Source organism: Chitinophaga sp. S165, assembly GCF_003182155.1.
GTDB lineage: Bacteria > Bacteroidota > Bacteroidia > Chitinophagales > Chitinophagaceae > Chitinophaga.
This window is the reverse complement of sequence record NZ_QGTG01000001.1, coordinates 2,054,010-2,069,440: the sequence shown is the minus strand read 5'-3', so window position 1 is coordinate 2,069,440 and position 15,431 is coordinate 2,054,010. Positions and strand designations below refer to the sequence as shown.

At 46.3% G+C, this 15,431-nt stretch carries 11 protein-coding genes; 6 read left to right on the top strand and 5 right to left on the bottom strand.

Annotation, left to right across the window (positions count from 1 at the left end):
• Positions 1-28 precede the first annotated feature (28 nt).
• A complete protein-coding gene (locus C7475_RS07480; protein WP_110052671.1) occupies positions 29-1,132 on the top strand; it encodes an acyltransferase in 1,104 nt (367 codons plus the stop codon).
• Between the two features lie 106 nt (positions 1,133-1,238).
• Here C7475_RS07480 and C7475_RS07475 read toward each other — a convergent pair whose 3' ends face one another.
• Both C7475_RS07475 and C7475_RS07470 read right to left on the bottom strand, forming a co-directional pair.
• The gene (locus C7475_RS07475; RefSeq protein WP_199236182.1) at positions 1,239-1,694 is read right to left on the bottom strand and encodes a VOC family protein; all 456 of its coding nucleotides are present in this window, start codon (positions 1,692-1,694) and stop codon (positions 1,239-1,241) included.
• Between the two features lie 69 nt (positions 1,695-1,763).
• Positions 1,764-2,582 carry a helix-turn-helix domain-containing protein gene (locus C7475_RS07470; RefSeq protein WP_110052670.1) on the bottom strand — a complete coding sequence of 273 codons (819 nt, stop codon included), beginning with the start codon at positions 2,580-2,582 and terminating at the stop codon, positions 1,764-1,766.
• Between the two features lie 186 nt (positions 2,583-2,768).
• Between C7475_RS07470 and C7475_RS07465 the strand changes: the two genes are divergently transcribed.
• Positions 2,769-3,209, top strand: coding sequence for a hypothetical protein (locus tag C7475_RS07465; protein WP_110052669.1), 441 nt, complete (start codon positions 2,769-2,771; stop codon positions 3,207-3,209).
• Between the two features lie 119 nt (positions 3,210-3,328).
• Here the strand turns inward: C7475_RS07465 and zwf are convergent, their stop codons facing one another.
• Positions 3,329-4,858, bottom strand: a complete 1,530-nt coding sequence (zwf, locus tag C7475_RS07460; RefSeq protein ID WP_110052668.1) for a glucose-6-phosphate dehydrogenase — start codon at positions 4,856-4,858, stop codon at positions 3,329-3,331.
• Between the two features lie 370 nt (positions 4,859-5,228).
• Between zwf and C7475_RS07455 the strand changes: the two genes are divergently transcribed.
• The 4 genes from C7475_RS07455 to C7475_RS07440 all read left to right on the top strand — a co-directional run bounded on the left by C7475_RS07455 (position 5,229) and on the right by C7475_RS07440 (position 11,341).
• A complete protein-coding gene (locus C7475_RS07455) occupies positions 5,229-7,388 on the top strand; it encodes a PAS domain-containing sensor histidine kinase (RefSeq protein ID WP_146217508.1) in 2,160 nt (719 codons plus the stop codon).
• A gap of 10 nt (positions 7,389-7,398) precedes the next feature.
• Positions 7,399-7,806 (top strand): response regulator, encoded by a 408-nt coding sequence (locus C7475_RS07450; RefSeq protein ID WP_110052666.1) that lies wholly within the window; start codon positions 7,399-7,401, stop codon positions 7,804-7,806.
• 44 nt (positions 7,807-7,850) lie between these two features.
• Positions 7,851-10,028, top strand: a complete 2,178-nt coding sequence (locus C7475_RS07445; RefSeq protein WP_110052665.1) for a PAS domain-containing protein — start codon at positions 7,851-7,853, stop codon at positions 10,026-10,028.
• Positions 10,029-10,096: 68 nt separating this feature from the next.
• A complete protein-coding gene (locus C7475_RS07440) occupies positions 10,097-11,341 on the top strand; it encodes a PQQ-dependent sugar dehydrogenase (RefSeq protein WP_110052664.1) in 1,245 nt (414 codons plus the stop codon).
• A gap of 71 nt (positions 11,342-11,412) precedes the next feature.
• Here C7475_RS07440 and C7475_RS07435 read toward each other — a convergent pair whose 3' ends face one another.
• A complete protein-coding gene (locus tag C7475_RS07435) occupies positions 11,413-13,929 on the bottom strand; it encodes a family 16 glycosylhydrolase (RefSeq protein WP_110052663.1) in 2,517 nt (838 codons plus the stop codon).
• 30 nt (positions 13,930-13,959) lie between these two features.
• Positions 13,960-15,423, bottom strand: a complete 1,464-nt coding sequence (locus tag C7475_RS07430; RefSeq protein WP_199236181.1) for a RagB/SusD family nutrient uptake outer membrane protein — start codon at positions 15,421-15,423, stop codon at positions 13,960-13,962.
• Positions 15,424-15,431: the final 8 nt, after the last annotated feature.

Sequence of the window (15,431 nt, the reverse complement as noted above, 5' to 3'; positions counted from 1 at the left end):
ATTTTACACAATTCATCAACTTGTAATTATGCAGACAGCGACGGTAGCAGCGCCGAAAACGGGGACAGATCTATTACAGACAAGACAGCATTTCGAAATACTGGACGGACTGAGAGGCATTGCCGCCATAGTGGTGGTGATCTTTCACTTTATGGAAATAGTTTACAGCGACTATAGTAAGAACTTTGCAGGGCACGGATTCCTGGCGGTCGACTTCTTCTTCTGCCTGAGTGGTTTTGTGATAGCTTATGCGTATGACGGCCGCATAGAGAAGATGGGATTAGTGGAATTCGCCAAGTCAAGGTTAATCCGCTTACATCCCCTGGTATTGCTGGGCTCAGTACTTGGATTACTGACGTTTTTCTTTGATCCTTTTGCAGCGGTAGCTCCTGCTTATTCATTCGGGAAAGTGGTATTGATATTGCTGACCTCCATATTGTTGATCCCGTATCCTGTTATGCCAGACAGATATTTCAACCTCTTTGGTCTCAATGCGCCGGCATGGTCGCTGTTCTGGGAGTATGTTGCTAATCTCGTTTATGCCGCTATTCTCTGGCGACTGGATAAAAAGGTGTTGCTGGTAATAGCAGTTGTTGCAGGGGCATGGCTTGCGTATGTAGGTTTCCGCGCCGGTAACGTGATGGGGGGCTGGGGTAAAGACAGCTTCTGGGATGGTGCAGCACGTATCTCATACTCTTTTACAGCAGGAATGCTGATATATCGTTACAACATCGCGATCAGGAACAAACTTGGGTTCATAGGGCTTTCAATTTTACTGCTGGCAGCTTTGCTGATGCCCTGGTTTAAGCTGAACTGGCTGGCGGAAGTGCTTGTTGTGATCTTTTATTTCCCGCTGCTGGTCGCACTGGGAGTTGGTTCAAAACTTAGTTCACGTACACAAGGCATATGTAGCTTTTCTGGTAAGATCTCCTATCCGCTGTATATGACACACTACGCAGTGATGTGGGCGTTTGCTAATTATTTTCATCAGTACAAGCCGGATACCGCAACACTGGCCTGGGTCATAAGTATTTCAACGATAGTGCTGATCGGTATCGCATATATCGCGATGGTATTGTATGACGTGCCTTTAAGAAAGTATCTCACCGCAAAAAGGAAATTAAATAAGTAATACAAACAAGCGGCCATTTCGTATAGAACGGAATGGCCGCTTTCAATTACGTACTATCTAATCGTTTTTATCACAGCTGATAATTTGTAATGAATCGCCTGGCTGCTTATTGCTGCGCATGATAATGCACAATATCAATATTCACGCCATTAGGATCAGTTATAGCGAAGTGCCGGTCGCCCCAGGGCTCATCGCGTAAGTCTATCTTTATTTCAATACCTTTTTGTTTGATCTCTTTATATATTTTGTCTACATCCTCCACTTCAATGGTCAGATACATGCCCGTTCCATTAAAAGGTTGATGAAACAATGATTGCTGGGAAGGATGGTCCGGTAATAAAAAGCTGATCTCAGCTTTACGGCCAGGGGTGTGCAACAGCAGATAGAAATCATTTTCGAATGTAACACCAAATCCCAGCACATTGGTGTAAAAGGCTTTGCTCTCCGCGAGCTTGCTTGTAACGATACCTGCGTTTAGTTTCATCTTATTTGGTTTTTGGTTTTGTGCCTGCATGCCGGTAGCAAACAGGAGGGCAATTGCCAGTATTATTAGTTTATTCATGTTCCTTGTAGTTTATACCACAAAGTTCAGATAAGCGAAGCCCCAAACATTGTAAAAAACGGACAAACATTATTTCGCGTCAAATGCTTTGGAGGGTGTTATGCCATAAAGGCTTTTGAATTCTTTTATAAAGTGTGCCTGGTCGTAATAACCGGCGTCAAAGAATAATTTGTTCTGCCGCAGGCTTTGTACAGATGGTTTCGCACGGAGGATATTTTGAAAACGTATGATCTTACTAAAGACTTTCGGGGTATCGCCCACATAATACTCAAACAACCGGCGCAGCTGCCTGGCGCTGATACCTGTATTAATGCCGCTCTCAAGCGATATTATGCCCGCATTCTTCACAATGAGGTCCATGGCCTCATAAAGCCTGCCGTCAGCATTGAATATGGCATTGCCTGATAATTGCAGCAACCAGATATCCAGTCTGCTTATTATCTCCGCCATTGAAAGCTGTTCGTCAAGGCTGCTCTCTATAAAACAGGCCAGGGCGGGTGCTACAGCGCTTAATGATTCGTACCGGTTAGTCAGCTCTGCTGCGTTGATACCGAATAACTGTGGGAACATGGTGGGCAAAAATCGGATGCCTATATAATGAAACGTATGGCCCAGGGAAAACTCTGTATACTTGCTGCTGAAGCCCATGACATAGTTTTCCGGGGGATTGCCTGGTTCAAAATATACGTCAATACAACCATCCGCCACTACGCGATAAATGAAGTCGCCAGTTAGTGGTTGCGTGGTTTTCAGTTGCCAGTAACAGTAAATGATGTTTTGCAGCTGTTGGTGAGGTGCATATTCCTTATATACCACATCTTCCGTAGTCCCTCTGACGGAGGGCTGTATGGGGGTGTAGAGCAGTTGTATATTGGGTGGAATATTCAAAGCTTGTTTTTATAAAAATAGTCATTTATGAATTAGCCGGTATATTGATAGCCAAAGGCGCCTTAAATAAGAAAATCCTATCATGTTCAAATATCACCTTTTTACGGGATAGGTTAATCTGACAAAGCCCCGTAATTTGTATCCGAACGTTAACCATCTCGTCACCCTTAATCTAACCACTGTCCCATGAAAAGAACACTTATCGCCCTGTTGGCGGCTGCCATGTTTATTGTTAATGCAGGTTTCACTACTAAAGACGGCGATCCGCCTGTAAAGAAAGAATCCACATCAGCTGCATGTGGTCCGAGGTTTGTGGCCTACAATGACCACAATCTGCCTGTTCTGACCATTGAGTTAAAGAACTTCTACACCGGTTATTCAACAACCGTGTACAACCCGACTTTCCCGTACGATTTCGGTGAACGGGAAGCCGGCGTGTATGTTTTTAATGTGACATATGCCGAGCCGCTCGAAGGATCGATCGGTATCTATCCGGAGAATCCCGGCGTAGGAGTGATGTGGTGCAGCGGTCCCAAATGGGAAGCTACCTGGAGTATGAGCTGGCCCAGTCATATCTGTACGACCGATCGTATCCAGATCGGTCCTGATATTTCCTGCCGGAACTAATTGCACGCTTATATTGGCCCCGACGGTAAAAGCACACGGACATCGCGTGGTTAATAACGTGCAAGCTGTTTATTAAAGCATAAAGGCAGGAAGAATTTCCTGCCTTTATGATCTTTATTTTATTGTACGCTTTTAAGGTCTGGCAGCGCCTTCACCGTTTTGCTGAACGGTAACTCATACCACTCTTTAGCATAAGGTTTCAGCAGCGTGTGGGCTGCCTCTGGTCCGCAACTCCCCGCTTTATACATATGCAGGTCTTTAGCCGGGTATTTCTTCCAGGCGTCAATGATCGGCATTACAACCTTCCATGCAGCCTCAATCTGGTCGGCACGCATGAACAAGGTAGCATCTCCATGTAACACATCAAGCAGCAACGCTTCATATGCTTCAGGGATCGTCTCTGTATAAGATTCCTTATACGTAAAGTCCATCTCTACCGGTTTCAGCTTCATCTGCAGGCCCGGTATCTTGCTTTCAAACAGTAAACTGATCTCCAGTTCAGGCTGAATACTGATGATCAGGCGGTTTGGAACGATATCGTCCTTGAATATTTTATGCGGACTGTCTTTGAACTGTATTACTACAACGGAAGACTGTGCAGGCATGGATTTACCCGTGCGCAGAAAAAAGGGTACTCCCTGCCAGCGTTTGTTATCGATACATAATTTAGCGGCGACAAAGGTCTCGGTCAGTGAGGAGGATGCCACATGTTCTTCCTTCCTGTAAGCTGGCCTCGGGTCTTCGTTAATAAGACCAGCGCTGTATTGTCCGCGTACCACGTTCTTAAATACTTCCGCAGTAGTATAAGGCCTTACGCTCTTCATTACCTTCGTTTTCGCATCCCTGATCTGCTCTGATTTGTAAGCGCCCGGGCATTCCATACCAACTATACAAAGCAGCTGTAACAGGTGATTCTGGATCATGTCCCGCAATGCGCCGCTGCTGTCGTAATAACCGCCGCGCTTACCCACGCCTACCTGCTCTGATACACTGATCTGAACATGGTCAATATATTTCTTGTTCCACAATGGCTCGAACACATAGTTGGCAAAGCGGAAAGCCATGATGTTCTGTACTGCTTCCTTACCCAGGTAGTGGTCTATACGATAGATCTGTTTTTCTGCAAATCGCTTGGCCAGAAAACGGTTCAGCTTTTTTGCGGTGTCCAGGTCCGTACCGAATGGTTTTTCTATTACAATACGGTCCAGGTTGTCTTTATTACAGAGGTTGTGCTGGTATAATGCATCAGAAATAGTCTCTATGAAGCGAGGCGCTACGGCAAAATAGAAGACCCTTGAAATGGTTTGTGCCGCTTCTTTCTCAAAAGCCTTCAGCCTTTCACCAAGTCCAATAAAGGTTTCCTTTTTCTGAAAGTCGCCCTGTAAGTAAAACAGTCTGGAGGCAAATTCATTCCACTTCGCAGTTTCGGCAATGCCATTCCGGCTGAATTCATTTACCCCGGCCAGCATATCCTTCCTGAACTCATCCGGGTCTACTTCCAGGAAGTCGACACAGTAAATGGAAAATGCCGGAGGCAGGTGGTTATCGGTAAAAAGATTATACAGCGCGGGTATGAGCTTGCGTTTCGTCAGGTCGCCTTTAGCCCCGAAGATAGTAATAGCTGCGGGGTACTTTTTTACTTGTTTCATAATGCTGAGCTTTAAGCCGTCAATTTAGACAAAAAAAATCAGTATAAGCTATGCCAAATTCGGGGATTTTATTGAACTTTTTATGGCAATTTGTACTGATATGTTCAATTTTCCCTTACTGATAGAAGGATCTTATAGCATGTATACGTAAGCGTAGTGGTCTGGAAAAGGTAATGTTAAATTTCGGCGTAAGATTTGTGCGAAGTTAAACATCCGGTCACCTACAACTGATTATTGCATATGGTATATAACTGTACGTAGCAGATACGGCGTCGATGCAACCGTTAAAGGTAAATTTAGGTACAACAGTTTCCGCGTTTTGAACTATCCCCGATATGTAGACTATATATCTGGGCATTTTGATATTACAATGAATAAGGACATAAGGCATCTGATCAGCAAATATTTCAAAGAAAGTGATCTCTCTCCGGCACATGCCGCGCTGTTTGGTCAAATCAGTCAGTTACTGGAGGATAAGCCCCCGGCTGTCCCTGAGTCCCGGGTAAGTACAGCTATCTTCCGGCAACTGCAGGCTGCCTTGAATGTCTTCGGTATCTGTGAAGCAAATGATGTTCATAAAACCGGCATCCCCTCACTGATAGCAATGGCCAGAAGATTGAAAAAGGAATGTGCAGACAGGATCATCCGTCAGCAGAAACTGCTCCGGGAAATGAAGCACCTGAAAACAATACAATCCCTTGCCAGTGCCGGCAGCTGGGAACTGCCCGTAACAAACAATACACTGGAACTGCCGGGCTATTGGTCGGATGAGCTCTATGCTGTGCTGGGCGTAGTACCCGGGTCAGTTGATCCCATCTCGGATAACTACAGGGAATATGTGCATCCGGACGACCGGCAATATCTCAGCACAGAAGTGGACAAGGCCATTCAGGTGTCAGGACGGTACGACATCGAATTCCGGCTATTCCGTGCGGGCGACCCGCTGCAGCAAAGGGTAGTCAGGGAAATTGGTGAATTGGTCAGAGACGAGGCAAGCGGGCAAAGTATCAGCCTGATAGGCGTTACCTTCGATATCAGTGATATCAGGAACACAGAAAGGGCCTTGTTCAAAGCTAATGTCGAACTGAGAAGGCTTTTTAATGTCATGGAAGACGTCTTTTTCTCCGTCAACATGGAACAACATACACTGTTGCAGATGTCGCCTTCCTGTGTACAGCTATACGGCTATAGCGTCGACGAGTTCTTCCGCGATCCAGACCTCTGGTTCTCCCTCATCCATGACGATGATAAGGAATCCGTGCTGGAAAGTAACAAACGTCTCAGCAAAGGTGAGAGCAACCTGTGCGAATACAGGATCCATCATAAAAATGGTCAGATACGCTGGCTGGAAATGAGAATAACACCCACATTGGGACATGACGGGCTCCTGGTCAGGATCGATGGGATTAGCTCAGACATCACAAAGAGAAGAGAAGCAGAACTGGCGCTCGAAAATAGCGAACTGAAGTTCAGGTCACTGCTGGAGAATTCAAATGACGCTATTACCGTAACCAGCGAAGAACTGAAATTTGTATTTGTTACCCAATCGATGAGCCGCATGATCGGCTACTCCGTGGAAGAGATCACCGGTACCTCTGTATTTGATTTCATCCATCCCGATGATCACGTTACTGTGAATGGTCTTGTCTCCCAAATGCAGGAAAATCCTGCACGGCCGATCCATTTTGAGATCAGGTTCCGGGTAAAAGGCAGTGGCTGGATCTGGACAGAAGGTTCCGTAACGAACCACCTCGACGGAGATATCGTAAATGGCTACATCGCAAACTTCAGAGATGTTACTTACAAGATCAGGTATAGAAAAGCACTGGAAGCCTCGAATAACAGATTGAAGAAAACCAACAATGAGCTTGACCGCTTTGTATACAGCGTTTCCCACGATCTGAGAGCCCCGCTTGCATCCGTGCTGGGACTCATTGAATATACAACCTCCGAGACTGCCGACGAAAATGTATTGCAGGACCTCGGAATGATGCAAGGCAGTATAGAAAAACTCGACAGGTTCATCCTGGATATCCTTGACTATTCCCGGAACGTCCGCCTGAACATAAAAGTGCAGGACATCGACTTCCGTCAGTTACTGACCGAGATCAGGGACAACCTTAAATTCCTGAATGTCGATAAGCCACCCATCCGGTTCGATGTCAATATACAGGAAGAAAGTGTGTTCAGATCGGACGAAGGCAGGATCTCCATACTCCTGAATAACCTGATATCAAATGCTATGAGGTATTATGACCCGGGAAAACCAGAACCCTTCATTGAGGTGAATATTTCATTAGGGCAAGAAGGAGCAAATATCACTGTGAAAGATAACGGTATCGGAATTGAGGCCGCATACCATCAGAAGATCTTCGATATGTTCTTCAGGGTATCTGAAAAATCCAATGGTTCAGGCCTGGGACTGTACCTCGTAAAAGAAACAATCGAAAAACTGAAAGGCAGGATAGATCTACAATCGGTACCCGGTGTAGGAACAACATTCAACATATTTTTACCGAACTTATTTTAAATCGTTTCTAATGGATAGCAATAGCTTTAACTACGAAAAGGTAATGGTTGTAGACGACGCGGAAATTGACCGTTTCCTGGCTAAAAAAGTGCTTACTAAACATGCTTTCGCCAGGGAGGTCCTGCCTGTTGATTCAGCAGTGAATGCCCTGGGGTATCTGTCGGAAAACCAGGAGAACAAAGACGCACTGCCTGACCTGATATTCCTGGACATCAATATGCCAAGAATGAACGGTTTTGACTTCCTTGAAGAGTACAAGAAGCTGCCGGAATCAGTGAAGAAGAAATGTATCATCGTGATGCTTTCATCCTCCCTGTTGCCCGAAGACAGAGAGCTGGCCATGAATAACCCTTATGTTTGCCAGTTCCTGAATAAACCGCTTACGGCCGATAAGCTGAAAGAGGTTGTCAACCCCTGACATATGCGCTGAAAACATTTTCTATCCGGATACAACTATGTCATATGAATGCGCTATTAGAGGATCTGTTAAATAAACATCTTGCCGGCAGTGACCTGCCGCTCGATCCCGGTTTGTTGAATGAACTGAACGCCCTGCTGGATGCCGCCACGTCTGTTAAGCCGGGACCTTCTGAACAGGCAGAAGGTCCGCGAACATTGGATGAGCTCTATCATACTTTATGGGAGGCGTTGAATATACTCGGTGACGAAGCGTCACCTGTAGCAGGAAATGGGGATATACAAGGCGCTATACTGGATGCCGCCGACAAGTTAAATAAGGCATGCAGGAACATCGTTCTCAGCGAACAAAAAACATTGAGAGAAACCGTACACCTGAAAACAATTCAGAGCGTAGCAAAGGCAGGGAGCTGGGACGTACCTGCAACGAGAGACCTGTCTGATGTACAGAACTACTGGTCCGATGAGTTATTCCACCTGCTGGGAATAGATCCCGCTACTACTAAAATAACCTACGAACAATATATAGAACTGGTCCATCCCGACGACAGAGAGTTTATGAAGGAAGAGGTGAATAAAGCCTATATGGAGACCGGACGCTATGATGTTGAATATCGCATCATGCGTGCGGGAGATGCGAACCAGCAGCGTATCGTACGGGAGATAGCAGAAGTGGTGAAGGATAAATTAACGGGTGAACCCGTAAGTCTGATCGGTGTTACGATCGATATTACGGATATTAAACTGGCCGAAAGAGCGATCGTTGATGCCAACATTGAACTGCGAACACTGTTCAACACAATGAACGAAGTGTTCTTCTCTGTAGACCTTGAGCATAATAACCTGCTACAGATATCACCTGCATGCACACGGGTATATGGTTATGGTCCCGAGGAGTTCGCAAAAGATCCGTTCCTCTGGTTCTCACTGGTTGTCGATGAAGATAAAAAAGCTGCACATGAAAGTAATGTGCGTCTGAGCATGGGAGAGATTACCCAGGTGGAATACCGTATCCGTCATAAGGATGGCCGTATAAGATGGCTTTTGATACGCATGTGGCCAACACTCAATGTATCAGGTAAACTGATCCGCATAGATGGTATAGCGTCCGATGTTACAGAAAGGAAAGAAGCCGAATCAGCCCTGGCCAATAGTGAGCTGAAATTGCGTACCCTCCTTGAAAACTCAAACGATGCGATCGTTATCATCAATAAAGACCTCGAATATACATTTGCAACAGAATCCATCGGTCGTATAATAGGCTACGCAATGGAAGAATTTGTCGGCACCTCTGTGCTGAACTACATCCATCCCGATGATAAAGGTGTTATTTCTCACTCGCTGTTCTCCCTTACAAACAAACCGGATGCGCCGCTTCCTTTTGAAGTACGCTTCCGCGCCAAAGACGGTTCCTGGGTATGGCTTGAAGGCGTGGCTACCAACCATCTCGGAGAAGCCGTGATAGACGGGTACATCGCAAACTTCAGGGATGTTACGGATGAGATCAGGTACAGGAAGGAGCTTGAAGACGCCAATGATAAACTGAAACGAACAAATGCGGAACTCGACAGGTTTGTTTACAGCGTTTCCCATGATCTCAGAGCACCGCTTGGGTCTATCCTCGGGCTGATCGACTTTACTGCTACTGAAACGGCCGATGATGACCTCATACAGAGCCTCTCCATGATGAAAAGCAGTATCGAAAAACTGGACGTATTTATCCTTGACATTCTCGACTATTCCAGGAACGCCCGGCTTGAAGTAAAGAGAACGCCCGTTAACTTTTCCGCCTTGTTAACAGATATCAGGAACAGTCTCAAATTTACCAGTACCGGAAACTCACACGTCGAGATCAGGATCAATATAGAAGAAGACGGGGCTTTCTGCTCCGATAAAAGCAGGATACTTATCATTCTCAGTAACCTGATAGCTAACTCACTGCGTTATTATGATCCGGCCAGGCCGGATCCATACGTTGAAGTAACAGTGGTGGCAGGGGCCGATGGTGCATTGATAAATGTTAAAGATAATGGCATAGGGATCCACAAAGATTATCACCCTTACATCTTTAACATGTTTTACAGGGTATCAGAAAAATCAAAAGGCTCCGGACTGGGCCTTTATCTTGTAAAGGAAACCGTAGAGAAGTTAAGCGGGGATATACAATTTACTTCCACACCCGGCGTGGGAACTGAGTTTAAGATATTCCTTCCCAATCCCTGATCCCTGCTAACGACCGTCCGACATATCACTACTGGTGTAAATCAAATTTTTGAATTATATTGAACAGCATGAAAACATACATTCAGGCTATTCTCGCCGGGGCGACATTGGCCCTCGCAGCTTGTGGCTCGCCATCCGGCCAGCCCAGGAATAACGGAACAGATACCACTGCCACCGACAGCGCACTTGGTCCTGTGGAAACTAAAGCCGCAAATTCTGACTATAAACCGGCTTTCGCAGGTCAAACACGTATTGCCGGTGTGAAAACCAAAACTCCTTATGAGGGTACCGTATTAACCGATAAACTGGATGCCCCCTGGGGGATCACTAACCTGCCGGACGGAAGGCTGCTCATCACAGAAAAGAAAGGCGTTATGCGTATCGCCACTACTGCCGGACAACTAAGCGCACCTATCACTGGTCTGCCTAAAGTGAACGACGCCGGACAAGGTGGTTTGCTGGGTGTAAGGGTAGACCCCGATTTCGCCACTAACAGGATCGTGTACTGGGTTTTCTCTGAGCCACTGCCTGAAGGTAACTTAACAGCTGTAGGTAAAGGAAAACTGTCTGCTGACGAAAAAAGCATAGAAGGCGCAACCGTTATTTACCGCGCTACTCCTGCATATAAAGGGACACTGCATTACGGTGGAAGGATCCTGTTCGATAAGGATGGTAACCTGGTGATCAGCACCGGCGAGCGTTCTGACCTCGAAACAAGGCCACAGGCACAGCACCTGAATTCAGCGCTGGGTAAAGTGTTGCGTATCACTAAAGATGGTAAACCTGCTGCTGGTAATCCATTTGAAGGTCAGAAGGATGCACGTCCTGAGATCTATAGCTATGGTCACCGTAACGTACAGGGCCTTGCTTTCCATCCTGAAACTGGCGATCTCTGGGAAGCTGAATTCGGCCCGAGAGGAGGAGATGAACTGAACCACATCGTAGCTGGTAAAAACTATGGATGGCCTACCATTACATATGGTATAGAATACAAAGGCGATAAAGTAGGAGAAGGTATCCAGCAGAAAGAAGGACTGGAACAACCTGTCTATTACTGGGATCCGGTACTGTCTCCAAGTGGTATGACCTTCTACTCTGGTAAGAACATTCCTGAATGGAAGAACAACCTCTTTATCTGTGGACTGAGCAGCATTCACATCGCCAGACTGGTGATCGAAAATAATAAAGTAGTAGGAGAGGAAATGTTGCTGGCAAAAGAAGAACAGCGTTTCCGTGATGTTGTAGAAGGATTGGATGGTAACTTATATGCTGTTACTGATAATGGCAGATTATATAGCATTCACAAGAAATAATAAGACATCTATATTAATGAAAGAGGGGCCGCATAACACGGTCCCTCTTTCGTTTTATAAATAACAACGGATCAGAGTTTCATGAACTTAAACGTTTGCTGCCTGTCAAACCGGAGGAAGTAAGTGCCTGCAGGAAGGAACCCAAGATCTTTTGAGAGCTGTTTCTCGCCCGCTCTCACGCCCCATTGCCTGATCACATTTCCCTGTATGTCCAGCAATGTAACAACCTTGTATTGCTTGCCTTTCAGATCTATTGTTACCTGTCCGGATGTTGGATTAGGATAGATCAGCAGTCTTTCTTCTTTGGTAACAACAGGCACTGCATACGCTGCAGTACGTGCTGATGAACTGTCCTGTACAAAGCTCAGCCAGTTGAAGTTCCAGCCGTCTTTATTAGAATAGATCCGGATGGTCTGATTGCCGGGGCTTAACGTAATAGGTGCAGACGTTACAGTAGCCCAGTTCTGCCATCCTCCCGATACCGGAAGATTAACCGTTTGCAGGGTTACACTATCCAATTGTATCTTCAGACTGGTAGCGGTGCTGACTGCCACCCTGAATTGTATCCTGTAATCTGTATTGCCTGGTGGTACTGCAATATCATATTCAAACCAGGTACCGCTGCCAATATAACTGACGTTAGCACCACCGCCGGTATCTGATGTCGGCTCTGTACAGCAGGAATTAGAATTGTCGAATTGTTCTGCCTGTATCTTTGCCGGTATCGGTTTATAATTAGCAGCACGCAGATTCGCATAGGTGCTGGCCGATTTCGTAATGCCATTCACCGTTGCGGTAGCCGTGATCACGCCCGATGTATCCAGCGTAGCTAATCCCCCGCTGGTAATGCTGTTGCCATTACCTGTGATGCTCCACACCGGTGTAATAGCCATGGCTTGCCCATTTTGGTCCAGTGCCTTCGCTGTATATTGCTGTTGCTTACCGCCGATGAATTTGATATCTGCCGGCGTCACTATAATCGTATCAAGTTTCGGTGTACCAAGTCCCTTCTGATAAATACGCACATAATCTACCGTCATGCTGTCCGGCCAGTCTGCCGGTGTTATACTACCGCCCATCCCTCCGCCAATAGCGACGTTCAATATCACATGGAACTTCTGGTCGAACGGCCAGTCCTTCCAGTCTGTATGCGGATTTACATACGTATAACACTTCACGCTGTCATAGGTGAAACGCAATGAGTCCGGCGACCATTCCAGTGAATACACATGGAATACGGTATCGGCATCCATTATTTTTTTCGATGCTGAAAGATGTCCGCCATTGGTCCAGTTGTTATTCTCTGTATGCACGGTCGAGAGGACAGTACCGAAGTTATTCCCTACATGTTCCATGATATCTATCTCACCACTTTTCGGCCATGCACCATAGGTGCTCGTTGTAGGCATCAGCCATATAGCAGGCCAGGAACCACGCGCCCGTGGAAGTTTAGCCCTTACTTCTACCTTGCCGTATTTGAAGTCCATTTTGTTCTGTGAGATCACACGTGCGGAAGACCATGGCGCAGTGCTGTCACCTGTAGGGAAATCTCTTTTACCGGTGATGATCAGTTCTCCGTCACGTACCCTTGCGTTATTACGTGTTGTATCTGTATAGACCTGTTGCTCTCCGTTGATCCATCCTTTAGGACGTGCTTCTACCGTCCATTTCGCAGGATCAGGTTTGCCATCTGTATTGAATTCATCTCCATACACCATCGTCCAGTTTGGATTGCCGTCAAAAGTAACAGTGCCTTTCGCCGGATAAGAAGCAGCATTGGCAGTGGTCAGTTCCTGTCCTGATACAAGTAGTTTTAAGCTGGTAGTGGAATAATTATCAGCAGAATTGCCACTCAGCGTAACAGTGGCGGTGGTGTCATTTAAACGTTGCACACTGCCGATAGAAACGCCGGCAGGTAAATTGGAAGATGTCCAGTTGCTAAGTGTCAGTGCGGGTTTGAACGTGGTGCCATTCACCCTGGCGGTGATCACTTTTCCATCCTCCTGTCCCATAGGAATGTTAGGTCCTGAAATGGTAATGTTCGTCGGATTAGGCGCCTGCACCAGGTCGAAATACAGAATGCCATTGGCTTTTTTGCCATCAATGAAATGGACTTCTACCCGGTTCAGGTCAGTCCTGTTCTTTACGCTCTGGAAGTTGAAGGTAGCTTCTTCCCAGCGATTGATCTGGGTAACTTTGTACGTGAAATATACCGCCTTGCCGTAGTTGTTTCCCGGCTGCAGTTTAAACATGATCTCATCTTTTGTGCTGGCATACACAAGCATCTTAAATACGCTGTTCGTGCTCAGATCGAAAGAATCGGTCAGTGTGCAACCAGCTGTCATGTATTCAAAACAGCTGGTATCCTTGATGAACTTGGCCACCAGCGGACTCGGATTAACTGCTGACGGCGCGGGATTAGGAACGCCGAACAACACCTTTCCGGTGGTAGTATTGCCGGCATAATAAGCCCATCTCCCCGAGCAGGGGCCATTGCCCTCCATGTCGTCAAGGAGCATAAATTGTGCGCTGAGTTTATTGCATAGCAATAAGCACAGCAACACGAGAAGTGTTGAGATGTTTTTCATAACGGAAATTTTAAACGTGGGTTAAATACTCTATAAGTTCGGATTGACTATTGCATCAGCGCCTGGTATAGGCATCCAGTATTGTTTTTTAGTGATCGCAGTTGTTGGTTTCAGATCTCCCTGATCTTTGTCCTGGTTTGCCGCCTCTACCTGCTCCAGCCTTACCAGGTCAAACCAGCGGTTCCATTCGCCTGCAAATTCCCATGCACGTTCCTGCACAACTGCTGCCGCAAAATCATTACCTGATAAACCTTCCGGCAATACGTCCAGTCCTGCTCTCAGCCTTACTGCGTTTACTGCTGCATATGCCTGTGCATCAGGAGTGCCCGTTGCCCGTGCCTGCGCCTCCGCATATATCAGTAATACATGGGCATAACGGATCATGATCACCGGGTTGTTGGACATGTACACATCTTTAGCGCCCGATTGTATCGTGAATTTTTTATAGTACGGATGCCCGGTTGTAGTTTCCTGCCAGGATATAGTATCGCCCTTTACTACAAACTGTGTAGAGAACGTTGCATCCTTGCGTTTGCCGGCTGGATAGTTACGGAAGAACTTCAACTCAGGAAAGAAATCACTCCAGCCCCCTTCGTTTTCCGGCATGGTAGACAGGCCATAAAAAGAGTTGTACGTAGACCATTGTCCGCGGGTGAATAAAGTAAAAACATCTTCTGTAGTACCACCTGCGAATATCTTCAGATAATCGTCCTGGTACAGCTCAAAATTGTAGGTGGTTTTATTATCAATCACTTCTTTCGCCTTTGCTGCAGCCAATGCATATTTTGACTGATCTTTCAGCGGCCAGCCTGCTTCTGTCAGGTATACATCTGCCAGTAATGCCTTTACAGCACCTTTGCCAGGTCTTCCCGGATCACGTTTCTTATCAGGCACCATTTCCTCTGCACGCTTCAGATCTTCCTCAATAAGTTTATAAACTTCGGCTGGCGCACTTTTACCTAATGTCAGCAGGTCTGGTGTATAGTTTTCAGAAGGAATGACAGGTACTTCTCCCCATAACCTAGTCAGCCAGTAATAACACAATGCACGGAGAAAACTGGCTTCACCTACAATTGCATTCACTGTTGCAGTGGTACCATCCTGTACCTGCTCATAGTTATTGATAATATTGGTGGTAGATTGTATGGTTTTGTAACATCCCAGCCAGATGGGATTCATCCTGCTGTTGAGCGATGATACGTTGAAGCGGTCAAACTCCCTGAACTCTTCTTTGTTAGAACCTGAATGCGTGGTAAGATCATCAGCGCCCATTGTCATCGCGATCTGTGAAACAGTAGTGAAGCCACTGTTCCAGGGTACCATCAGGCTGCCATATGCGCCCGTAAGCGCCGATTCCAGCCCCGCTACGCTGCTCAAAGCCTGAGAACCGCCTACCAGTCCCCTGGGGTCTTCCGTCAGCTGTTTACTGCATCCTGCTGCCAGCAACAGGCAAACGATCATGTATATCTTTTTCATGTGGAATGTTCTTTTCATAAAATAAT